The sequence below is a fragment of the Pseudoalteromonas sp. L1 genome (assembly GCF_021728095.1).
Lineage (GTDB): Bacteria > Pseudomonadota > Gammaproteobacteria > Enterobacterales > Alteromonadaceae > Pseudoalteromonas.
This window is the reverse complement of record NZ_JAKKCT010000002.1, coordinates 209427-230567: the sequence shown is the minus strand read 5'-3', so window position 1 is coordinate 230567 and position 21141 is coordinate 209427. Positions and strand designations below refer to the sequence as shown.

The 21141-nt window shown below is 40.2% G+C and carries 24 protein-coding genes; 15 read left to right on the top strand and 9 right to left on the bottom strand.

The window, feature by feature from the left end:
- Positions 1-57 precede the first annotated feature (57 nt).
- The gene (locus tag L3V38_RS07265) at positions 58-864 is read right to left on the bottom strand and encodes an ion transporter (RefSeq protein ID WP_346729899.1); all 807 of its coding nucleotides are present in this window, start codon (positions 862-864) and stop codon (positions 58-60) included.
- 88 nt (positions 865-952) lie between these two features.
- On the opposite strand from L3V38_RS07265, the gene L3V38_RS07260 reads away from it, so the two are divergent.
- The 6 genes from L3V38_RS07260 (at position 953) to L3V38_RS07235 (ending at position 3438) form a co-directional block, all read left to right on the top strand.
- Positions 953-1156, top strand: coding sequence for a hypothetical protein (locus L3V38_RS07260; RefSeq protein WP_130152194.1), 204 nt, complete (start codon positions 953-955; stop codon positions 1154-1156).
- A complete protein-coding gene (locus L3V38_RS07255; RefSeq protein ID WP_237118918.1) occupies positions 1153-1431 on the top strand; it encodes a hypothetical protein in 279 nt (92 codons plus the stop codon). The genes L3V38_RS07260 and L3V38_RS07255 overlap by 4 nt, the downstream gene beginning before the upstream one ends.
- Before the next feature lie 148 nt (positions 1432-1579).
- On the top strand, positions 1580-1774 hold the full coding sequence (locus L3V38_RS07250; protein ID WP_130152192.1) for a YwbE family protein: 195 nt from the start codon (positions 1580-1582) through the stop codon (positions 1772-1774).
- Positions 1771-2289, top strand: coding sequence for a DUF4240 domain-containing protein (locus L3V38_RS07245; RefSeq protein ID WP_130152191.1), 519 nt, complete (start codon positions 1771-1773; stop codon positions 2287-2289). The genes L3V38_RS07250 and L3V38_RS07245 overlap by 4 nt, the downstream gene beginning before the upstream one ends.
- A gap of 268 nt (positions 2290-2557) precedes the next feature.
- Positions 2558-2974 (top strand): DUF805 domain-containing protein, encoded by a 417-nt coding sequence (locus tag L3V38_RS07240; RefSeq protein WP_205989592.1) that lies wholly within the window; start codon positions 2558-2560, stop codon positions 2972-2974.
- A gap of 56 nt (positions 2975-3030) precedes the next feature.
- The gene (locus L3V38_RS07235; RefSeq protein WP_237118917.1) at positions 3031-3438 is read left to right on the top strand and encodes a DoxX-like family protein; all 408 of its coding nucleotides are present in this window, start codon (positions 3031-3033) and stop codon (positions 3436-3438) included.
- Here the strand turns inward: L3V38_RS07235 and L3V38_RS07230 are convergent.
- Positions 3416-4312 carry a LysR family transcriptional regulator gene (locus tag L3V38_RS07230; protein ID WP_237118916.1) on the bottom strand — a complete coding sequence of 299 codons (897 nt, stop codon included), beginning with the start codon at positions 4310-4312 and terminating at the stop codon, positions 3416-3418. The genes L3V38_RS07235 and L3V38_RS07230 overlap by 23 nt on opposite strands.
- Positions 4313-4432: 120 nt before the next feature.
- On the opposite strand from L3V38_RS07230, the gene hutH reads away from it, so the two are divergent.
- From hutH to L3V38_RS07200, 6 genes are all read left to right on the top strand, one after another.
- Positions 4433-5926 carry a histidine ammonia-lyase gene (hutH, locus tag L3V38_RS07225; protein ID WP_130152187.1) on the top strand — a complete coding sequence of 498 codons (1494 nt, stop codon included), beginning with the start codon at positions 4433-4435 and terminating at the stop codon, positions 5924-5926.
- A gap of 11 nt (positions 5927-5937) precedes the next feature.
- On the top strand, positions 5938-7938 hold the full coding sequence (locus L3V38_RS07220) for a urocanate hydratase (protein ID WP_237118915.1): 2001 nt from the start codon (positions 5938-5940) through the stop codon (positions 7936-7938).
- Positions 7939-8059: 121 nt separating this feature from the next.
- Complete coding sequence (locus L3V38_RS07215) at positions 8060-8467, top strand: GFA family protein (protein WP_237118914.1); 408 nt, start codon at positions 8060-8062, stop codon at positions 8465-8467.
- A 189-nt stretch (positions 8468-8656) separates the two neighbouring features.
- Positions 8657-8896, top strand: coding sequence for an HIT domain-containing protein (locus L3V38_RS07210; RefSeq protein ID WP_237118913.1), 240 nt, complete (start codon positions 8657-8659; stop codon positions 8894-8896).
- Positions 8897-8913: 17 nt separating this feature from the next.
- Positions 8914-9123 carry a hypothetical protein gene (locus L3V38_RS07205; protein WP_237118912.1) on the top strand — a complete coding sequence of 70 codons (210 nt, stop codon included), beginning with the start codon at positions 8914-8916 and terminating at the stop codon, positions 9121-9123.
- A gap of 109 nt (positions 9124-9232) precedes the next feature.
- The gene (locus L3V38_RS07200; RefSeq protein WP_237118911.1) at positions 9233-9688 is read left to right on the top strand and encodes a hypothetical protein; all 456 of its coding nucleotides are present in this window, start codon (positions 9233-9235) and stop codon (positions 9686-9688) included.
- Between the two features lie 34 nt (positions 9689-9722).
- Here L3V38_RS07200 and L3V38_RS07195 read toward each other — a convergent pair whose 3' ends face one another.
- The 7 genes from L3V38_RS07195 to L3V38_RS07165 all read right to left on the bottom strand — a co-directional run bounded on the left by L3V38_RS07195 (position 9723) and on the right by L3V38_RS07165 (position 16286).
- A complete protein-coding gene (locus L3V38_RS07195) occupies positions 9723-10154 on the bottom strand; it encodes a helix-turn-helix transcriptional regulator (protein WP_237118910.1) in 432 nt (143 codons plus the stop codon).
- A gap of 310 nt (positions 10155-10464) precedes the next feature.
- Complete coding sequence (bfr, locus tag L3V38_RS07190) at positions 10465-10929, bottom strand: bacterioferritin (RefSeq protein ID WP_237118909.1); 465 nt, start codon at positions 10927-10929, stop codon at positions 10465-10467.
- An 11-nt stretch (positions 10930-10940) separates the two neighbouring features.
- Entirely contained in the window at positions 10941-11414 is a 474-nt protein-coding gene (bfr, locus tag L3V38_RS07185) for a bacterioferritin (RefSeq protein WP_054552096.1), read from the bottom strand.
- A 211-nt stretch (positions 11415-11625) separates the two neighbouring features.
- On the bottom strand, positions 11626-13761 hold the full coding sequence (locus L3V38_RS07180; RefSeq protein ID WP_237118908.1) for a TonB-dependent receptor: 2136 nt from the start codon (positions 13759-13761) through the stop codon (positions 11626-11628).
- 151 nt (positions 13762-13912) lie between these two features.
- A complete protein-coding gene (locus L3V38_RS07175) occupies positions 13913-14248 on the bottom strand; it encodes a DUF3703 domain-containing protein (protein ID WP_237118907.1) in 336 nt (111 codons plus the stop codon).
- A gap of 42 nt (positions 14249-14290) precedes the next feature.
- Positions 14291-15361, bottom strand: coding sequence for a PepSY-associated TM helix domain-containing protein (locus tag L3V38_RS07170; protein WP_237119325.1), 1071 nt, complete (start codon positions 15359-15361; stop codon positions 14291-14293).
- A 64-nt stretch (positions 15362-15425) separates the two neighbouring features.
- Positions 15426-16286: a cation diffusion facilitator family transporter gene (locus L3V38_RS07165; protein ID WP_237118906.1), complete on the bottom strand. Its 861-nt coding sequence runs from the start codon at positions 16284-16286 to the stop codon at positions 15426-15428.
- A 157-nt stretch (positions 16287-16443) separates the two neighbouring features.
- Between L3V38_RS07165 and L3V38_RS07160 the strand changes: the two genes are divergently transcribed.
- From L3V38_RS07160 to L3V38_RS07150, 3 genes are read left to right on the top strand one after another with little or no spacing between them, the layout of a single operon-like run.
- Positions 16444-16821 carry a hypothetical protein gene (locus L3V38_RS07160; RefSeq protein ID WP_237118905.1) on the top strand — a complete coding sequence of 126 codons (378 nt, stop codon included), beginning with the start codon at positions 16444-16446 and terminating at the stop codon, positions 16819-16821.
- A 58-nt stretch (positions 16822-16879) separates the two neighbouring features.
- On the top strand, positions 16880-17998 hold the full coding sequence (locus L3V38_RS07155; protein WP_237118904.1) for an efflux RND transporter periplasmic adaptor subunit: 1119 nt from the start codon (positions 16880-16882) through the stop codon (positions 17996-17998).
- A 9-nt stretch (positions 17999-18007) separates the two neighbouring features.
- On the top strand, positions 18008-21118 hold the full coding sequence (locus tag L3V38_RS07150) for a CusA/CzcA family heavy metal efflux RND transporter (protein WP_237118903.1): 3111 nt from the start codon (positions 18008-18010) through the stop codon (positions 21116-21118).
- Positions 21119-21141: the final 23 nt, after the last annotated feature.

The following is a 21141-nucleotide window of genomic DNA, read 5'->3' as shown; positions in this document are numbered from 1 at the left end:
AAGGCGCTAGGGTCTATGTCCTAGCGCCTAATATCTTAAAAGCCAATCCTTTAAATGTTACTGCTTTTCTTTCAGTAACTGCTTTAATTCAGCTACTTCAGCCTGTAATTGAGTGATTTGTCCTTTGGTTGCTGGCATATCATCGTCGTTTATCTGCTCTTCTCGCGCGTTACGATGCTCTTCAGACATAACCTCTAAAATTGCTCCTACCATCATGTTTAAGAATACGAATGCAGTTAAGAAGATAAATGTTAGGTAGAAAATCCAGCTAAGTTCATACACGGCCATGGTTTCGTACATGACATCTGTCCAATCTTCGAATGTCGCTATACGGAAAAGGGTGAGCATGGATATTGATACATCCCCCCATAAAACGGGGTTAATGTCGGCAAATAACATGCTTCCCATGGCGGCATAAATATAGAAGATTACAAACATCAGTAGGGCAATATAGCCCATTTGTGGAATCGCTTTTAAAAGCGAGTTAACCAGCAGCCTAAGTTCGGGGATCATAGATACAAGTCGTAGGACGCGGAAGATACGCAGTAAGCGAGCAATAAAAATCGTAGAGCCCGCGGCAGGGTAAAGGCTACCCACTACGATGATAAAATCAAAGATATTCCAGCCTTTACTGAAGAAGTCTTTAAAGCCGCGGCTTGCAATAAAGCGGATCACAAGCTCAACAAGGAAAAATACGGTAATACCCATATCCATCCAATAAAGAGCTAACTCTACAGTTGGGTGAAGCGAATAAGTATGAGCCCCGACGGTTAATGCTGAAATAACAATAACGGCAATAACGAATGATTGAAAAACTTTGCTTTTATCGATACGCTGAAACAGCTCTTGTAACTGCGACAACATCATATATGACCCTTTGGTGATAGTATTTAAACCCACGCAATATACAATAAATCGCAGTACCAATGTATAACTGAAGAAAGGAAATTTAATGTTTTTAAACGCTATAAAGTTTACTGGGATTGCATCAATGTTTATTTTGTTAACAGGGTGTAGTTCAAATGCGCGTTTTCATGAACTTCAGTCTGCACGCTTAACTGAATGCAACTATTTAGCTGATAAAGAATATCATGAGTGTGTAAAGCGCCAGCAAGATAGCTACGAAAACTTTAAAAAGCAAAAGTCAGAACAATGACCAAAACTGAAAAACGCCTCGATAAAGCTATTCGGACAGCGCTAACGTCGGCATGTGAAAATCTAAAAGACATAAGCGACAACTTTTTATGGTTAACTCACACCGCTGACTTAAAGAGACTGCCATTATCTATGAAAGTAAGTTGTTATTTTGCTGAGCAAATGCCTCTATCAAATTCGCCGCTTGCAAACCAAATAAATCAAGTCATTATAAAAGAGCTGAAAGAGATAGACGTAGTGATATCAGCAAAAGCTATTCTATTTTGTAAGGATTAAATGCGCCGTTTATTTTTTCCTTACAATAGACACAGCTTTGACTGACACCATGTCAAGTGCATGAAAACATACACATCAAGTGAGTTTAACATTGGTAACACAGTCGCAAATGGCTATAATCTGCAAAAATATTGTAAGAGAGTTTATTATGGCCGTACCAACACGCTCACAAATAACCCTAGGCTGTGAAGTTAATATTGTTCTTAAACAAGATCAACGCACAGGTCATTTAACGCAAGGTGTGGTGTCACGTATATTAACTAAGTCACCAAACCACCCCCATGGCATTAAAGTACAACTCGATGACGGTCAAGTTGGTCGTGTTAAAGAGATCCTATCATGAGCGTTCTAACCGAAAGTGAATTTTGGGAATTAGTGACCGCAGAAGATAAAACGGCAGAGCCAGAATCTGTGTGTAATGCATTAAGAGAAAAGCTAACACATCTATCCGATGAGCAACTTATGGAGTTTGACAAGCAGTTTAGTTTGCGTATGCGTAAAGCTTACACTTGGGACTTATTTGGTGCTGCGTTTGTAATGGCTGGTTGTAACGATGATTATGGATTTTCAGAGTTTTTATGTTGGCTTATATCTCGTGGTGAAGGCGCATTTTTAAAAGCCTTAGAGAACCCAGACTCTGTTGCTGACTGCACACCCGTTTATCATTTGAACGAACAACCTTATCCTTATTTAGATGAGTATGATTTAATCGCCGGTATGCTGTTTGAAGAGCGTAATGACGATGAGCTACCATTTATTCCCTCTGGGCTTGAACAGCCAAAAGGCAAGCGTTTTAAAGATAAGCCGAAATTTTTAAAACAGGCATATCCTCGTCTGTTTGCTAAATATTGGCAGTAGCAATCATTAAAATGGCTTTTTGTAGTTGAAAGAGATATCGAGAGCTAAAGTTTATTTATTTTTGCTAGTTAAAAAGTATTAAATTTAATTGTATTATTAATTTTTAGTTCCTTAAATAGTATTATTTATGGTACTTTTGTTCATGTTGGATTCAGCAATAGTTTCAGTTGGATCTAATACAGTGCAAAAATTATTTTTTGATTAATCAGTAAGCTGCACGGAGTGGTAGCCTTGCTAAAACCAAAGTAAAACTCAAAAGGAAATGACAGTGTCAGAAAACGTTTATCAAGCTCCTGAATCAGATGTTGCTAATATTTCAACAGATACAACAACCATGAGTCGCAAAGATATCTTATTCTCTTTCCAAGGTAGAATCCCGCGTAAAACTTATTGGTTATCAGTATTAGGATTAATGCTAATTAGTGTTTTAGGTATGCTTGTGTTAAGTGGTATTGGCGCAATGATTTCACAAAATGCGGCCATTTTCCTGCCACTTTTAATTTACATCCCACTAATTTGGTCATCGCTTGCTATTCAAGTTAAACGCTGGCACGACCGCAACAAGTCAGGTTGGTGGGTACTAATTGGTTTAGTACCAGTGATTGGTGGTATTTGGGTACTGATTGAAAATGGCTTCTTAGCGGGTGATGAAGCAGAAAACCGTTTTGGTAAGCCAACGGTTTAAGCCGTATTCGTTGTGTGCTCTGTCTGAGCACACAATAACTCTGCACATAATCTTTTATGAAATACCTCACTAGCATTCAAATCGCTCGATTTATTATCAGCTTTAGTTGGCTTTATCATGGGCTGATGCCAAAACTTATTCACATTGCCCCCCTTGAACTAAAAATGACAGCCAGTTTTGGTTTTAATGCTGAAATCTCAACGCTGATTACCCAAGCAGCTGGGGTTGGTGAAATGATTTTTGCCGTGCTGTTTTTTATTTTCTATCGTTCAATCTTAATCAATATTCTCAATATAGCTGCTTTAGTAGGGTTAATGCTGTTTGTTGCCGTTTTACAACCCGCACTCTTAATCGAAGCGTTTAATCCAGTGACTACAAACCTTGCCATGATCGCGTTTAGTCTCGTGCTTATCAATGAGCAAAAAGCTTTAAACAAAAACACTAAACCGCATAACAACGCTTAATTTCATCAATCATGGCGTTTGCTAAAGGCGAACTTGCATTTGTTTTTGAGGTGATTAATACCACAGGAATATCGTAGTGATATTTACTTGGTTGAATAGCTTTAAAAATACCTTTATCAACCCAGAACTGTGCATAGTGATCGGGTAAATAGCCAATAAACTCACCCGATAAAATCAAATGTGCGATACCTTCATCGTGATAAGCAACAGCACTGTTTTGATAGTTTAAACCGTCGTTTCGGCTTTCTTTATCGCGCATGTAGTTACTGGTAATGACTTCGGCTTCTTTAATGAGCTCATTTATTTGTTTGTCTTCACAGTCAAATAATGGATGACCGACTGCGCAATACAAAAAGTTAGTTTCGTTGTGTAGAGCGGTGTAATTAAGTCCGCGAATATGATGGCGGCTGACACCAATCCCCACTAATGAACGGCCATTGGCTACTGCGGTTTCTACCTCTCGTGCCTCACACACATTAATATCAAACTGAATGTTCTTACCTTTGCCTTTTAACCTTGCTATAGCACGGGGAATGGCACAGCGTGGGTCACTGACCATGGTATCTATCATGGCAATACTTAAACGCCCCGATAACTCGTTTTTAGAGCTTGCTACGGTATTAGCAAAGGCTTCGCATTGCTGAAGCAGTTCAATTGATGCCTGATAAGTGATTGCGCCCGCGTCTGTAATTTCAAAACCACTGCGGCCACGTTTACATAACTTGATACCAAGCCTTACTTCTAAATCTGATAAATGCGCACTAATGGTTGAGCGGCCAATATTCAAACGTGACTCTGCGGCTGAAAGCCCGCCACACTCAACAATTGCTACAAAAACGCGCAATAAGCGCAGGTCTACGTCATGAACTTGCATAGCACTTCTTTTAGTTCGATAAATCTGGAATGAATAACGATAATTATGCATTTGTAAAACAACTAGAGCAAGTTAGACTCCATCTAAATAAAACTTAATCCTGTTCTTTAGGAGTTATAAATGACATTTAAGTATGGTGTTGACCAATTAACGTTAGACAGCGTTAATGCTATTGCAGCCGGTACGTTACAGGCAGAGCTTTGCCAAGAAGCAATTGATAAAATTAATAAAAGCCGCCAAAACGTAGACAAAATGGCTGCCTCAGATAAAGCCATTTATGGTATCAATACGGGCTTTGGTCCATTGTGTGATACACAAATTTCTCCAGAAGAAACTAACTTATTACAAAAGAACTTATTGATCACACACGCTGTTGGTGTGGGTGAGCCAATCGCTAAACCTATTTCAAAGCTGATGTTAATCACCAAAGTACATGCATTAAGCCAAGGTTTTTCAGGTATTCGTTTAACTGTTGTTGAGCGTATGCTTAAGTTTATTGAACTTGATATTATTCCTGTTGTACCAGAGCAAGGCTCAGTAGGCGCGTCGGGCGACTTAGCACCGTTATCGCACTTATTCTTACCTCTTTTAGGTGAAGGTGAGTTTTGGGTAAACGACACAATCAAGCCAGCAGCAGACGTATTAAAAGAGCACGGTTTAGCGCCTTTAGATTTACATGCTAAAGAAGGCCTAGCGTTAATTAACGGTACTCAGTTTATTTTATCGCATGCCATTACTGCGCTTACTAAAATGCGTTACTTATTAGACCTTGCAGATATCGCAGGTGCTATGAGTATTGAAGGTATGCAAGGTAGTCAATCACCGTTTCGTGAAGAACTACACGCAATTCGTGCTTTTAAAGGTAACGTCGAAGTTGCAGCGCGCATGCGTAGCTTTTTTGCAGGCTCTGAAAACATGGCTTCACACACTGATTGTGACCGTGTTCAAGACCCTTACTCATTGCGTTGTATTCCACAAGTTCATGGTGCATCACGTAACGCGTATTACCACTTAAAAGAGCTTGCTGAAACAGAAATGAACTCTGTAACAGATAACCCGATTGTGATCAGCGAAGAAGAAGCCATTTCGGGTGGTGGTTTCCACGGTCAACCACTTGCGATGGTATTAGATTACGCATCAATTGCAGCGGCAGAGCTTGGTAACATTGCTGATCGTCGTTGTTATTTACTGCTTGAGGGTTTACACGGCTTACCACGTTTATTAACGACATCGGGTGGCCTAAACTCAGGCATGATGATCCCGCAATATGTGACAGCGGCACTGGTAACAGAAAATAAATCATTGTGCTTCCCGCCATCAGCAGACAGCGTACCAACATCAATGGGCCAAGAAGATCACGTATCTATGGGTAGTATTTCTGGCCGTAAGTTAAACCAGATTTTAGGTAACCTTGATAAAATCTTCGCTATTGAGCTGATGTATGCAGCGCAAGCAATCGAATTTAGACGTCCTAACACGTGTTCAGACATCATTGAAGAAAACTTTGCGCTCATTCGCAGCAAAGTTGCCAAACTAGAAGAAGACCGCTTACTTAAGCCTGACATTGATGCCATGGTTGCACTTGTGAAATCGCAAGCGTTTAAAGTTAACTAAGGGAGCAAATAATGACTTTTCAAGAACAAATTAAGCAAGGTATCCCATGCGTATTGCCAGAGCCAAAACCGTATCCAAGTGATGCAAACCGAGCTCCAAAACGTAAAGACATTTTATCGGCTGACGAAAAGCAATTAGCAATTCGTAACGCATTGCGTTATTTCCCTAAAGAATGGCATCAAGAATTAGCCGCCGAATTTGCCGCTGAGCTTAAGCAATTTGGCCGTATTTACATGTATCGCTTTAAGCCAAACTATGAACTTAAAGCGCGCTCAATCAGCTATTACCCAGCTAAATGCGAACAAGCTGCCGCTATCATGTTAATGATCGACAATAACCTTGATCCAGCAGTGGCACAGCACCCTGAAGAGCTAATCACGTACGGTGGTAACGGTGCAGTATTCCAAAACTGGGCGCAGTACTTATTAACCATGAAGTACTTAAGCGAAATGGAAGAAGACCAAACGCTACACATGTACTCGGGTCACCCTATGGGGTTATTTCCATCATCAGTAGAAGCACCGCGCGTGGTTGTGACTAACGGTATGATGATCCCGAACTACTCAAAGCCAGATGACTGGGAAAAATTCAATGCACTAGGTGTAACTCAATACGGTCAAATGACTGCGGGTTCATTTATGTACATTGGGCCACAAGGCATCGTGCACGGTACAACTATTACCGTAATGAATGCGTTCCGTAAAGTGCTCGAAAAAGGCGAATCACCAAAAGGTAAAATCTTCTTAACTGCTGGTTTAGGCGGTATGAGTGGTGCTCAGCCTAAAGCGGGTAACATTGCTAACTGTATCACCGTATGTGCCGAGGTTAACCCTAAGGCAGCTATTAAGCGTCATCAACAAGGTTGGGTTGATGAGCTAATCGATAACATGCCAGAGCTTGTTGAGCGTGTACGTAAGGCTCAGCAAAATGAAGAAGTGGTTTCAATTGCCTTTATTGGTAACGTGGTTGATGTATGGGAAAGCTTCTTAGCTGAAGATATTTTCATTCACTTAGGTTCAGACCAAACTTCACTTCATAACCCATGGTCAGGCGGTTACTACCCGGTTGATATTAGCTATGAAGAGTCAAATCGTTTAATTCGTGAAGAGCCAGAAGTATTTAAAGAAAAAGTACAAGCGACGCTTAAGCGCCACGCCGATGCTGTTAACAAGCACACGGCCAAAGGCACTTACTTCTTTGATTACGGTAATGCGTTCTTGCTAGAAGCATCACGCGCTGGTGGCGATGTAATGGCTGAAAATGGTATTGATTTTAAATACCCATCGTACGTACAAGATATTCTTGGCCCAATGTGTTTTGACTACGGTTTTGGCCCGTTCCGCTGGGTATGTACATCAGGTAAACCAGAAGATCTTGATAAAACAGATGCGATTGCTGCAGACGTTTTAAATAAAATCATGGCGGACTCGCCTGAAGAGATCCAACAGCAAATGCAAGACAACATCACGTGGATCAAAGATGCGAAGCAAAACAAACTTGTTGTTGGTTCGCAAGCGCGTATTCTTTATGCAGATGCACAAGGCCGCGCTGAAATCGCTAAAGCGTTTAATGATGCCATTAATCGTGGCGAAATTGGTCCGGTTGTACTTGGGCGTGACCACCATGACGTAAGTGGTACAGATTCACCTTTCCGCGAAACATCAAACATTTATGATGGTAGCCGCTTCACCGCAGACATGGCGATTCACAATGTAATTGGTGATGGTTTCCGTGGTGCTACTTGGGTATCTATTCACAATGGTGGCGGTGTTGGCTGGGGTGAAGTGATCAACGGTGGTTTTGGTATGCTACTAGACGGTAGTGAAGCTGCCGAGCGTCGTTTGAAATCTATGCTATTATTTGATGTAAACAACGGTATTGCTCGTCGTAGTTGGGCGCGTAACGAAGAAGCTAATTTTGCGATCAAACGTGAAATGGCTCGTACCCCTAAACTTAAAGTGACCTTGTCTAATAACGTTGATGATGACGTTCTATCAAATTTAGATTTCTAATTTGTATCAATTAAACAAGGCCATGTTGTAAACGCAACATGGCCTTTTTTATTGCCTAAAATTTTTAAATAGCGCATTGTTTAGGTTATAAATTTTTGGCTTAGCTAATGAGGAGATAGAGATGACTAGACTACTTACTGGCGGATGTTGCTGCGGTGACGTGACTTTTAAAGTAACTGATAGCTTTAAGCGTTTTTTCTTTTGTCATTGCGAGCAATGTCGAAAATTGTCTGGCACTGCGCACGCTGCAAATTTATTTACTTCACCCGATGCTATCGAATGGATTAAAGGTGAGCATCATATTACGCGCTTTAATTATCCTGGGCGTGCGCTGTCACGGGCCTTTTGTAAGACTTGTGGCTCTGCGCTGCCTTTTGCATCTCAAGACAACAAATACTTACTTGTGCCTGCAGGCAGCTTAAACGAAGAGCCAAGTAAAGAATTAGATGCGCAAATATTTTGTGAAGAACAAACCGAATGGCATAAAAAAGGGTTAAGTGGCAAAAAGGTCATTGGTTTTGGTCGGTAAAAATTAACATAAATGGTATATCACAATAAGGAAATATAAGGAGTTCGAATACAGTGTATATTGTTAGCACTGTCTTTAAATCTTTCAGCCAAGGCTTGAGCTAACAGAAGGCTTAATTAATCGAGTTGTGTTGGACTCTACAATTTATGGTTTGTTGAATAACAAAACTAAAATAAGGATATATTTGGGATGCATGATTGTATTTTTTGTAAAATAGTTAAAGGTGAAGAGCCGTGCCATAAACTCTGGGAAGATGATGAACATTTGGCTTTTTTATCTATTTACCCCAATACGCGAGGTGCGACGGTTGTTATTCCGAAAAAACACCTCTCTAGCTATGCTTTTGCCCAAACGGATGAAGATTTATCAAAATTAATAATAGCCACTAAAAAGTTGCTATTCTTTTTGATGATGCATTTGAAGATATAGGGCGTTCAGGTATGTTTTTGGAAGGCTATGAAATTGATCATTTACATAGCAAGTTGTCCCCGCTGCATGGTACTGGAAATTCGTCTGACTTCACCCATATTGAGCCTACGTTTGGCCCATTTATTGAAAAGTATGAAGGTTATTTATCATCACACGACTGCGAAAGAGCGTGTGATGAGGAGCTGGCAGCCTTGGCTAAGAAAATTAGAGGTGAAAAAGCCACTTAACTCAAACGAATTTGTGACTTATTACGTATGAATGTAAATTGTTTGGAGATTCAACAAGTATCATCAGCATGCTATGCTAGTTGAACATGTATAAGCTTTCGGATTTTTAATGAGATATTACCTTTGTTTAATGGCCTTTTTATTCTCAACTTCGCTTTTTGCAAGTGCTTTGCTTGATGTGAAACCAAGTAATAAAACGCAGTTCTTATCTCTTATAAAGACTAAACAGGGTGATTATCAAGCGAAAGAGGGCAGTAATGAACTATGCAAAGGTGCCCCTTTCAAACTTGTTAAGCAACCTACGCAAGGCTTTAATTTAGGTACTCTTATTGATTTTAGTGATTTACATAACGGCACGCGTACGAGAAAAATACCGAATTTTTGTATTGTTAGTTCAAAACTGAAATATTTCGTAAACGGTATTGTTAGAACCAAACGTTATTTTCGTTGCGATGATGAAAGTGATGCTACAACCATAGTGGAAGATTTACGCTTTAAAGATTCGAACACTATAACTTACACACTTAACCAACCAGAAATAAGCTGCGTATATGAAAAGTTATGAGGTTATGCGCACCAATAAAGTGCGCAAAAATAGCTTATGAATGAAAAGCTGCTGACTGATCTGTGTTTATTATATGGCAACTGCTTTTAACAATTTCCTTCAATTTATATGTTCTGTAAACCGATGGGGCAGAGCCAAACTCTCGTTTAAATGCATTACAAAAAGTGGCTGAGTTACTAAAGCCACTCGATAGTGCAATCGCTTTCACTGAAAGCTTTTCATCATCTAACATCTTAATGGCAACAGCTAAGCGTTTTTCCATCACATAGACACGATAAGTAGTATTTAAGTTGCGCCGAAAATCCCGTTCTAGCTTTTTTCTATTGGGGTAGTTGAGTGCGTCAACTAGCCAGTTCATCGTTATTTTTTTGCCGGCAATAATGCCTTCGTTTAGGGTTTTATCTACACACTCCTTAAAGTTGTTAGAAGAAGGTGAAAGGGCTACTCGTTTACCTAAATCATTCATTATTTAACCTAAATTTATGTTAGTAATAGATGCAATGGTCAGTATTTAGTGGTGTATTTTTGACCTGATTTTAAATTTAAAAAGGGCAGGATCCGTTTCTAAAAAGAAAACAATGAGATGATAATAAAAATCATTACTTTGTTCATCGTGTAGTCATTTTTAATTGCGACAATTACAGTAATATCTGATTTTTCTGATCTGTTTGGCTTAAAACTGCTCAGTCTAACTAGTATTTAAGTTTTGGGTTTTGGTGAGGGTAATAGAATAAAAAAAAGCAGCTGGCGCTGCTTTATTGTAGATCAAATTAGTATCACATTTGCGATTGCAGGTAATTCTCAAGTCCTGCGGTTTTGATTAGCTGCTGTTGTGTCTCAAGCCAATCAATTTGTTCTTCTTGCTCGTTTAAAATGTTATCTAACGCTTCACGGCTAATATAGTCTTTTTTCTCTTCAGCAAGTTTAATGGCTGCTTTAAGATCAGGGAGTGAGTCAAGTTCAAAGCCCATGTTTGCTTCGATCATTTCTTCAGAGTTTTCGCCAATACGAAGACGCCCTAAGTCTTGTAGGTTAGGTAGACCTTCTAAAAATAAAATACGCTCAATTAGACGGTCAGCGTTTTTCATTTTTTGAATAGATACTTTGTAATCAGCTTTATCTAGTTTTGAAAAGCCAAAATCTTTAAACATGCGTGCATGTAAAAAGTATTGGTTAATACCAACTAGTTCGTTGGCTAACACTTTATTTAATGCTGCAATTACGCTTTTATCGCCTTTCATACGTTTAGCCTCTATTCGCCCATTTGAGATTGGTGGTAGTTCTGGCTACCAATTTTGTCGATTAAGCCAAGTTGCTGTTCAAGCCAATAAACATGATCTTCTTCGGTATCAAATAATAGCTTTTCAAGTACTTCACGAGATTGATAATCTTTCTCTTGCTCACAAATTGCAATGGCTTCTTTAACGCAGTCAACGACTTCTAGTTCAAGAGTTAGGTCATTTTGCATCATGCTTTTCACGTCAGAACCGATTAATAGGTCACGACGTTTCGTCATGTTAGGCACGCCCTCTAAAAATAAAATACGTTTGATTAGCCAATCTGCGTGATCTTTCTCTTCTTCCATTTCATGGTTAAGGCGCTCGTACAGTTTATTTAGGCCCCAATCATCATACATGCGAGAGTGGATAAAGTATTGATCTATAGCGGCTAATTCGTTAGCGAGTAGTTTGTTAAAACTGTCTATGACTTTTTGGTTACCTTTCATCGTGCTGTCCTCAAATTCCAAGTTGCGATAATTGTAGTACATTAAAACAAGAATGCAAATATTTTTCCTTGCAAATCAGTTGGTTACTATTGATTGTGATTCTCGTTTAAGTTTGCGTTAGTGATCGATTTGTGAACAATTTATTGTTTGTATTTTCACAAATAAAAAAGCCCTTACTAGAAGGGCTTATAAAGTAATATTCAGTTAAATATTAAAAACTATATTTAGCACCGAGTGTTACTGTGGTGCCTAAACCTTTAATGTTATAGCCACCATATGTATATGCTTGAGCGCGAGCAGGGAAGTAATCATTATTAAAGAGGTTTTCTACGCCCATAAATGCTTGCCAATTGTCAGCAAAATTGTAACGACCGCTCAAATTGAAAATGTTATAGCTATCAATAGGGCCTTGATCACCCACGTAATCACCGTCTGCATTTGGTTCAAAGCGTTTACGCGAACCTACATAGAGGTAGCTCACACTTAATGAAAGCTCATCGCTTGGCTGCCAGTTTAAGTTAGCTGTGCCTTTTGGTGGGCTAATTTGTCGAGAGCCAAGGTAGATATCGTCTTCTGTGTTTTTACCTTCAACATAGCTGTAAGTAGCAACTAGACTTAAAGTTGGGTTGATAGTGTAGTCAACTATTGTTTCGTAACCCCAGATCTCTTGTGGTGCACGTACAGGCTCATAAACACCCGTTACTTCATTAAAGCTATTCGTTGTCCCGAACTCTGACGTACTACGGTAAGCTGCAAATTCAAAGCGTACATCATCAAATTGAGATGTAAAACCAACCTCATAGTTATCGATGATTGAAGCTTCAGTTTGAATTAACCCAATATCGTTCACAGTTGCAGAACGTAAAAGGCGGCCAATATCAGAAATATCAGAGCCTTGCGAGTAATTTGCAAACGGGCTAAATGCATCCGATAAGTTGTATTTTACGCCAATGTTGTAGGTTGTAGCGTCATAATCAATGGTATCGCCTTTAACACTCAATGGTACTGAGCATTGTGTTGCTGAACGGCAAAGCTTTAAAGTGTTGTAATCATCAACCGTTAAATCAATGCTTTCTTTACGAACACCCGCTTTAACAATGATGTCGTTGTTGATAACCCATTTAGTTTGTAGGAAGCCAGCAATACTTTCCATTTCCATTTCAGGAACCCAAACGCGACCATCTACAAGCGGTTGAGAAGTGGTATCGTTCAAAGCATCTAAACCATAAATAAATGTTGCCTCAACAGTGTCAAAATCAACAAGTGTGTTAAATGTAGCGCGTGCACCTTCTTTTTCAGAGCGGATGATTGATTGACCGCCATCGTAACCTTCGTCAGGGTTAGCAAGGTTTGGTGAAAAGAAAAATATATTTTCGATATCTTGCATATACAGATCTAGGGTCATTTGGGTGTTTTCAAATAACGCGTAGTCTGTGTATTTTAAAGTAATGTTTTCATTACCGTCAGGACCTTGCGGCTTGCCACGTTTTTGTAGCTCTTTTGGTACGTGAATAGCGTATGTTTTCTCGCCTTTGTTACCATCACCAACTACATCACCTAAATCAGTTTTTTGTTGTGAGCTGAAGTAGTTATAGCTAAATTGTAGTTGCTTTTCGTCATCAAAGTCATAACTTAGCTTTGTGAAGTAGTTTTCAGTTACAGCATCAGATAAGCCGTACTGAAGGCCTAAAATATCGCCTTCTGCGTCACGTTGCACACCATTTTCTTCATAACTAGCTGTAAATAAGTAACTTAATTTATCTGCGCGACCATTAATTGCAGCTGAGATTCGTGCACCCGCACTCTCTTCTAATTTAACTGCACTAAAACGTGACGATAGGCTGATTTCACCTTTTGTTTTACCATCGCTGCTAGCTTGCTTAGTAATGTAGTTAATAATGCCGCCTGATGCGCCATTACCATATACCGATGTAGCACCTTTAATTACCTCAATGCGAGCAATGGCACTAGGGTCGAGTGTTTTAACGCCTAATGAGCCATTTCTAAGTGGTGTTGATTGTGGCACACCGTCAATCATAACCAGTGGAGCACGACCACGTAAGCTCTGACCCGTATTGCTTGAACTATTTGTGTCTGGTGCAAGCCCTGGAACCATCTGTGATAGTAAGCTTTGTAGTTCTGGATTAACCTTTAAATGCTCTTCGATTTGCTTTTGGTTAATAATGGTTATTGACGCAGGAACTTCATCGATGCTTTCAAATACGCGGCTACCAGAAACAACAACATGCTCCATTTCTTCAGCGGTTAATTTTTTATTGATTGAGTCATCAGCGAAAGAATAGCTACTTACTGCCAGTGCAATAAGTGTTAACGACGTTCTTAACATGGTTGTCCTTGTTAAAAAAAGATAAATAGACTGTTTAGTGGGGCAGAAGTGTAAATGTAAAGAAGTGTAAAGGCAAGGGTAATGATAATGATTTGCAATAATGGGTGAAAAATAAAATATAAAAATGGTTACGAGTACCTTGGCTAATAAATTAGTCTAAGTAGTGTTTTAAGTCCTCAGGTACTGGCATTACTTTAAATGGATTAACGTTAGTTCCTCCTGTATTTCCCTTAGGAACCCATAAACGAGAAAATATAACCGATGCAAAAATGCGCATAAACTGGCCGATAACTTCTTTGTAATTATGTGTTTTAAAACCAATTTTACACATCCACCAGTGCGATAATGTGTGAGGAATAATATAAGATTGGCCTAGAATATGGGCTCTTTCTAGATGTGTAAAAGCCTGCGTGTATTCGCCGTTAAGGTATGCTGATTTAGCCTGCAGCATTTCGTTATTGAACGCGTTTTTGAGTTTAGTTTTCATAATCAGTCCATATGAAAAGGAGCAATCAAGATTAAAAGCTTGCTACTTATTGTGCCTCTTGTACCAAAAGTAAACGCCCGAAACCACAAAAAATAAAGGAGAAATAGCAAGTATTAACCACAGTAATTGCACAATCGGTCCTGCAAAATCACCTATATGAAACTTATATTTAAAGTTCCATGTTTGTGTGGTCCAAGAGCTTTTACTGGCATCATAACTTGCCACAATATCCGCTGAGTATGGGTTAGCCCATACCCAACTATAAGCATGACTTTCACCTGGATTCTTTATCCTAAAACCAATGTTGTCACTTGGCTTTTTAGGTAAGTAAATTCTAAATAACTGACCTGTCGGAAATACGGTTAGCGCATTATCAAATGCTTTTTGAACTTGATGAGGCGCGTTCTCAGAAGGGGGAATCACCGCCGGTGGTTTAGGTCTGTCTTCAACAGTGCCTTGCATCACAAACTCTAATACGGCTTTTGTTTGTTCTTTCCAGTTAAACGCCATACCTGTATAAGCAATTAAAATAAGAGGAATTAAAAAATACACGCCCAGAACGGTATGTAGCTGATACATCAACACTCTAAACTTTGCTTTACGCTTAATAGCCAAGCGTTTCATACGATTTTTTGGTTTAACCCAGATATAAAAGCCAAGCAAAATTTCAATAATAAGAATGAGCGCACACACAGATACCCAGTTTCTTAAAGGGCGGTTTTTATCACCATCTTCATAAAGCAGCCAACGATGCAAAGCCATGGTAAAGCCATAAATAGTGCTGTAGTAATCGTATTCATATAAAATTTGGCCGTTGTAAGGGTTAACACTTACATAGCGGCTATTGGCCAACTGTAATTGCCACGCAAGATCACTTCGCTGCTCAGGCATTAACAGAGTGACGGGTTGCTCGGTAGAAGCTGAAACGTGTTTGATAAGGCTATCAAAATCAAGTGTTGATGTTGCTGGGGTAACTGTCCACTTATCGCTTTGAGTAAGGTATTGAATGTCTTTTGCGTAAATAAGCAATGCACCGGTCAAACTTAAACAAATTAAAAATAAACCGCTAATTAGGCCAAAGAATAAATGCGTACGACGTAACCACAACTTCAACAAGGTTTGTTCCTTCAGTATGCTGTTAAAACAAAACTGAATAGTAAATGATAACGCGTAACATTTACACTAAAACTTGTTCAATAGTGCAGCTTTCGATGGCAAAATTAGCATGTAAAAAATGACGAATTTCATCGTTATTGATGTTTTGCTTGGCACTAAATTTAAGCTCACAATGAATATGATGGTCATCTATCTGCCATGTTTTAAGGTAATCAACTTCAGCCATTGTAAATTGTGCTTTCAACTGATTTATAGCTTCTGGTGAGTTAAAGTTATCAGGGGCCGCTTGCATTAAAATTTTGCTACTGGCAATTAACAGTAAAATACCGTGGTAAATGACATAAATCGAAATTAGCATGGTGGCAATTAAATCAACAATGTACCACTGATACAAAATGATTAAGGTACCGGCGATTATCACCACCACCGAAGCCATTGCATCCGATATATTATGAATAAATGCAGCACGAATGTTCATACTGTCTTTTGCACCCGCCTTGTAAGTTAAAAGGGCGGTGAGCAGGTCAATAATGAGCGCAAGGCCTGCAACCCAAATGATGATCCAGCCGTCAATGGGCTCTGGGTTTAAGTAGTTGGAGATGGCTTCAACAATTAGGTAACCGCCAATCACAATTAAACTTAGGCTGTTAAACAAGGTTGCAAGGATTTCGGCGCGTTTATAACCATATTGGTAGCGTTCATTGGCAGGTTTTGCGCCAATTTTACGCGCAATCAAAGCAATAAAGAGTGACGACGCATCGCTTAAATTATGTAATGCATCGGCAATTAAGGATAAGCTTCCAGAAACAAGTCCGCCAATCACCTGAGCGACAGTTAATAACACATTAATCGCAACAGCCAACATAAGTTGGCGGGTGCTTTGGTTATTTGTATCGTGATGATGGTGGTGTCCGTGTCCCATAAAAATTACCTAGTTTTTGATTTGCCTTATTTTTATATCATGGGAATACGCGTTTTGAAATGTTTGTAATCATTTGCTTGCGTACACTAATAATTTACTGTTCAAATGCAGGTGGATTTGTTAGTTTAGCGTCGATGTACCAATTTTTAGGTTCTATGTGAAAGCAACATTTTTTATTTTGATTAGCGTATTATTGCTCCAGCCATTGCTGGATAGCTTTGATGTGGCCGATCATAATGCTGCGTTTAACCAAGCTTCGGTACTGTTATCTGAAGAAATCGACCTTGAAGCCCATTGCGCTGTCAATGGCGATCATCAACTACACCAATCTGAACATGCCGAGCTTGCAAAACAGTTATCTGACTCAGCTGAGAAAGGCCATTGTCACGTTTGTCATAGCCCTGCATTTGTAGATTCGCTGCAATTGTCTGAGCCTACTGATATCTATTTTACTAAAATAGAATCACTCAATTTAAACTTCAAATCGGCTGACTTAGCACCGCTACATCGCCCACCAATTTTAGCTCTTACTTAATCCAAAACCCTTTTTAGATTTTATTTGGGCTTAGCCCATTTTAAGTAAGAGAAAATATATGTTTTTAAGAAATTTTATGCGTTACGCATTGCTGTGCGTATGTTTTATGTATGTCACAAATAATAACGCTTCAGAGCAGGCGCATGATCACCAAGAAAATGAGCAAGCTAATGAAGTAAGTTTAACTGAGCAACAACAGCAACTAGCTAATATAAAGGTTGAACGCCTTGTACTAAAAACACACAATCAAACCTTGTATGCCCCAGGTGAAATTAAAGCCAATGGCTATGCCAGTTATGTGGTATCACCGCGTGTTGATTCAATTGTTGTAAAGCGCCATGCTTTGCTTGGGCAACACGTAAATAAAGGAGACTCTTTAGTCACCTTATTTAGTGGTGAAGTTGCCAGCCAACAAACTGAATTTAGATTAGCAGAAGCTGAGTGGCAACGAGTCACTAAAATGACACGCGGCACACTGAGCGAAAAGCAAATCCTGACCGCTAAAGCCGAATATGAAGTCGCCTATAGCCGACTTGTTGCCTTTGGTTTATCGAAACAAGCCATTGCGCAAACACTCACTATAACGCCTGAAAAACTCGGTGAATACACCTTGTTTGCACAAACATCGGGTGCTGTTTTAACTGATAACTTTGCCCAAGGTCAGCGTGTTGATTCGGGTATTGAGCTGATGCTTATAGCCGATGAGTCAGCGCTTTGGGTTGCCGCACAGCTTTCAGCTAATCAAGACCGTACTATCAGTAATGGTTCTAAGGCGCAATTAGAAGTAAATGGCCATCGCTACCAAGCAACAGTTATTCAAGAAGCGCATACGATTGATGAACAAACACGCTCGCGAACAGTCAGGCTCGAAGTAAAAAACACGCAACATAGTTTGCATCCGGGTATGTTTGCGGATGTGTATTTCCATTTTGAAACAGAGCAAGCTGTACTTGCCGTACCGGAAAATGCGTTAACACGCAGTGCCGATGGCGACTGGCAATTATTTGTTGTAGATGATGATGGTGGCTTTATCGCAAAAGAAGTGACTCTCGGCCGAAGCTTTGGTGATTACCGTGAAGTGTTTGATATTGAAGCTGGGCTTGAAGTTGTCACCCAAGGTGCTTTTTTTATTGCATCACAACTAGCTAAAGGCGGATTCGATCCGCATAACCACTAGAGGTGACGCATGTTTAATTTATTAATCGAGGCGGTGATAAAGAACCGTCTACTGGTGGTACTGGCCTTGCTTACAGCGATCGCGGTGAGTGTATTTATGATCCCAAAGCTCAATCTAGATGCGTTTCCCGATGTGACGAATGTACAAGTCGCGGTGAATACCGAAGCGCCAGGGCTTGCGGCTGAAGAAGTAGAGCAACTGATCACATACCCGATAGAAGCGGTTATGTATGCACTGCCCGATGTAGAGCAGGTCCGTTCTATTTCTAAAACGGGGCTATCGGGTGTTACTGTGGTGTTTAAAGAAGGCGTCGATATTTACTTTGCTAGGCAACTGGTTTTTGAACGTTTGCAGTCTGCTAAAGAGTTGATCCCAAATGGTGTGGGTATGCCAACAATGGGCCCTAACACATCAGGGCTTGGACAAGTCTATCAGTATTTACTTGAAGCAAAGCCAGATGCAAACATTGATAGCATGGCACTGCGTAGTTTAAATGATTGGGTGGTTAAATTACTTATTTTACCCATTGATGGTGTGACCGATATTCTGTCATTTGGCGGTGAGGTAAAGCAGTATCAAGTAAATTTAAACCCCAATAAGTTATTAGCTTATGACTTAACACAACAAGATGTTAGTAACGCACTAGATGCTAACAACTCTAATGTGGGTGGCTGGTATATGAACCGTGGTCAAGAGCAGCTTGTTATTCGTGGTACAGGTTGGTTTACCCCAGGCGAAAAAGGGCTTGCTGAGATTGCACAAACACCTATCAAAACCATTGATGGGATGGTCGTTAAAGTGGCTGATGTTGCGAATGTTGAGCTTGGCAGTGAAATTCGTCAAGGTGCTGTCACCTTGTCAAAACGCAATGATCAAGGCGAAATAGTCAATCGTGGTGAAGTGGTTACTGGTATCGTGCTAAAGCGAATGGGCGCAAATACCAAGCAAACAATTGATGGAATCAACGCGCGTATCGAGATGATAAATCAAGCACTGCCAAAGGGGGTTGAATTTAAAGCAATTTACGACCAAGCAGAGCTTATAAGCCAAGCGGTACAAACAGTTATTGATGCACTGCTTTTAGCTTTTGTATTTATAATCATAGTATTAGCATTATTTTTGTTAGATTTAAGAGCGACATTTTTGGTGCTGTTGTCGATCCCTATTTCGATAGGATTAGCACTGAGTGTCATGGCATGGCTTGGATTATCGGCAAACTTAATGTCGTTAGGTGGTATTGCTGTTGCCATCGGTATGCTGGTAGATGGCTCAGTGGTGATGGTTGAGAATGTATTTAGGCATTTAGGGCTAAAGCATAATCAACATAAGCCTTCTTCACAGCTGGTTGCTATTGCTGCAAAAGAAGTGGCACGGCCTATCTTTTTTGCCTCTTTGATCATTCTAACGGTATTTTTACCGCTGTTTAGCTTTGAAGGCGTTGAGGCGAAGTTATTTCAACCAATGGCAGTGAGCATCATGTTGGCAATTATTAGTGCTGTGATCGTTGCCTTGGTTGTAGTACCAGCTCTGTGTGTGTATTTATTTGCTAAGGGCGTGACAGTAAAACAAAGTATTCTGTTAAAACCTATCGATATGCTTTATCAACGGGCTTTACAAAAAGCATTGCAGGCTAAACGCAGCGTTTTAGTTATAGCAGGGTTATTACTGATTATAGCGGCCGTTATGCTACCAAGGCTGGGTACTGAATTTGTGCCAGAGCTTGAAGAAGGCACTATTAATCTACGTGTGACACTTGCTCCCTCTGCAAGTCTTGATACGGCAATCTCAGTTGCGCCAAAGCTTGAAGCCATGTTGCTTGAGTTTAGTGAGGTGGAATATGCGCTAAGCCGAATCGGTCGTGCTGAAGTGGGGGGCGATCCTGAACCTGTTAATAATATTGAAATCTATTTAGGTTTAAAACCCCATGAACAATGGGTAAATGCGAAAACGCGTGTTGAATTGCAACAGCTAATGGAAGCCAAGCTTGAGCAATTCCCTGGACTTTTGTTCAATTTTTCACAGCCTATAGCTACCCGAGTAGATGAGCTTTTATCGGGTGTTAAAGCGCAATTGGCAATTAAGTTGTTCGGTAGTGACTTGGCGGTGTTGAGTGAAAAAGGCCAACAAATTGAGCAGCTAGTTCAGCAAATACCTGGCGCTAAAGATGTCGCGATGGAGCAAATAGGCGGTGAAGCACAGCTCATAGTCAAACCCAACCGTTTAGCATTATCACGCTTTGGTTTATCGGTGGCTGATTTAATGGATGTAGTTCAGCACGGTATTGGTGGGCAATCCGCAGGGCAAATCATCAATGCTAATGAGCGCTATGATATTTATGTACGCATAGCAAAAAGCTATCGCCAAAACCTGGATGTGATTGCTGATCTTCGACTGCGAACCCCTGCGGGTGCCATTGTTAGGGTGGGGGATGTAGCCGATGTACAGATTGAATCTGGCGCTCCACAAGTTCGTCGTGATGATGTGCAAAGGCGGGTGGTTATTCAAGCAAATGTGCAGGGGCGAGATATGGGCTCTGTGGTTGCTGATATACGCGCTGCCATTGCTGATAGAATGCAGCTGCCAAGTGGTTACAGTGTGGCTATTGGCGGGCAGTTCGAAAACCAGCAACGGGCACAACAGCGGCTGATGATTGTAGTGCCTGTGGCATTGCTACTCATTGCATTATTGCTTTATTTTGCATTTAGTAACTTATCGCAAGTGTTGCTAATTTTAGTTAATGTTCCTCTAGCTGTGATTGGTGGGGTGATAGCACTATATGTCTCTGGGCAATATTTATCAGTACCTAGTTCCGTTGGTTTCATCACCTTATTTGGCGTTGCGGTATTGAATGGTGTAGTGATGGTTGAAAGCATTAACCATCGAGTTAGCGCTGGCGATAGCAAAGATAAAGCGGTATTTGAAGGCGCTGTTTCAAGGCTTAGACCCGTACTCATGACCGCGCTCACTTCAATGCTGGGGCTTATTCCGATGCTGCTCAGTACAGGAATAGGGGCTGAAATTCAAAAGCCCCTCGCTACCGTTATTGTTGGCGGTTTAGTCAGTGCAACCTTCTTAACTTTATTTGTACTTCCGGTACTTTATAAGTCGATGAGTAAGTAAAAACAAAGCGAAATGGGGCTAAC

What these genes read in the sequence shown, in the direction of transcription:
- L3V38_RS07245 (WP_130152191.1), top strand. Translation starts at nt 1,771, where the DNA reads ATGAGCGTTCTAACCGAAAGTGAATTTTGGGAATTAGTGACCGCAGAA.
- L3V38_RS07260 (WP_130152194.1), top strand. Translation starts at nt 953, where the DNA reads ATGTTTTTAAACGCTATAAAGTTTACTGGGATTGCATCAATGTTTATT.
- L3V38_RS07195 (WP_237118910.1), bottom strand. Translation starts at nt 10,154, where the DNA reads ATGAATGATTTAGGTAAACGAGTAGCCCTTTCACCTTCTTCTAACAAC.
- L3V38_RS07220 (WP_237118915.1), top strand. Translation starts at nt 5,938, where the DNA reads ATGACTTTTCAAGAACAAATTAAGCAAGGTATCCCATGCGTATTGCCA.
- L3V38_RS07175 (WP_237118907.1), bottom strand. Translation starts at nt 14,248, where the DNA reads ATGAAAACTAAACTCAAAAACGCGTTCAATAACGAAATGCTGCAGGCT.
- L3V38_RS07150 (WP_237118903.1), top strand. Translation starts at nt 18,008, where the DNA reads ATGTTTAATTTATTAATCGAGGCGGTGATAAAGAACCGTCTACTGGTG.
- L3V38_RS07255 (WP_237118918.1), top strand. Translation starts at nt 1,153, where the DNA reads ATGACCAAAACTGAAAAACGCCTCGATAAAGCTATTCGGACAGCGCTA.
- L3V38_RS07155 (WP_237118904.1), top strand. Translation starts at nt 16,880, where the DNA reads ATGTTTTTAAGAAATTTTATGCGTTACGCATTGCTGTGCGTATGTTTT.
- L3V38_RS07200 (WP_237118911.1), top strand. Translation starts at nt 9,233, where the DNA reads ATGAGATATTACCTTTGTTTAATGGCCTTTTTATTCTCAACTTCGCTT.
- L3V38_RS07265 (WP_346729899.1), bottom strand. Translation starts at nt 864, where the DNA reads ATGTTGTCGCAGTTACAAGAGCTGTTTCAGCGTATCGATAAAAGCAAA.
- bfr (WP_237118909.1), bottom strand. Translation starts at nt 10,929, where the DNA reads ATGAAAGGCGATAAAAGCGTAATTGCAGCATTAAATAAAGTGTTAGCC.
- bfr (WP_054552096.1), bottom strand. Translation starts at nt 11,414, where the DNA reads ATGAAAGGTAACCAAAAAGTCATAGACAGTTTTAACAAACTACTCGCT.
- L3V38_RS07215 (WP_237118914.1), top strand. Translation starts at nt 8,060, where the DNA reads ATGACTAGACTACTTACTGGCGGATGTTGCTGCGGTGACGTGACTTTT.
- L3V38_RS07180 (WP_237118908.1), bottom strand. Translation starts at nt 13,761, where the DNA reads ATGTTAAGAACGTCGTTAACACTTATTGCACTGGCAGTAAGTAGCTAT.
- L3V38_RS07250 (WP_130152192.1), top strand. Translation starts at nt 1,580, where the DNA reads ATGGCCGTACCAACACGCTCACAAATAACCCTAGGCTGTGAAGTTAAT.
- L3V38_RS07235 (WP_237118917.1), top strand. Translation starts at nt 3,031, where the DNA reads ATGAAATACCTCACTAGCATTCAAATCGCTCGATTTATTATCAGCTTT.
- L3V38_RS07165 (WP_237118906.1), bottom strand. Translation starts at nt 16,286, where the DNA reads ATGGGACACGGACACCACCATCATCACGATACAAATAACCAAAGCACC.
- L3V38_RS07230 (WP_237118916.1), bottom strand. Translation starts at nt 4,312, where the DNA reads ATGCAAGTTCATGACGTAGACCTGCGCTTATTGCGCGTTTTTGTAGCA.
- hutH (WP_130152187.1), top strand. Translation starts at nt 4,433, where the DNA reads ATGACATTTAAGTATGGTGTTGACCAATTAACGTTAGACAGCGTTAAT.
- L3V38_RS07210 (WP_237118913.1), top strand. Translation starts at nt 8,657, where the DNA reads ATGCATGATTGTATTTTTTGTAAAATAGTTAAAGGTGAAGAGCCGTGC.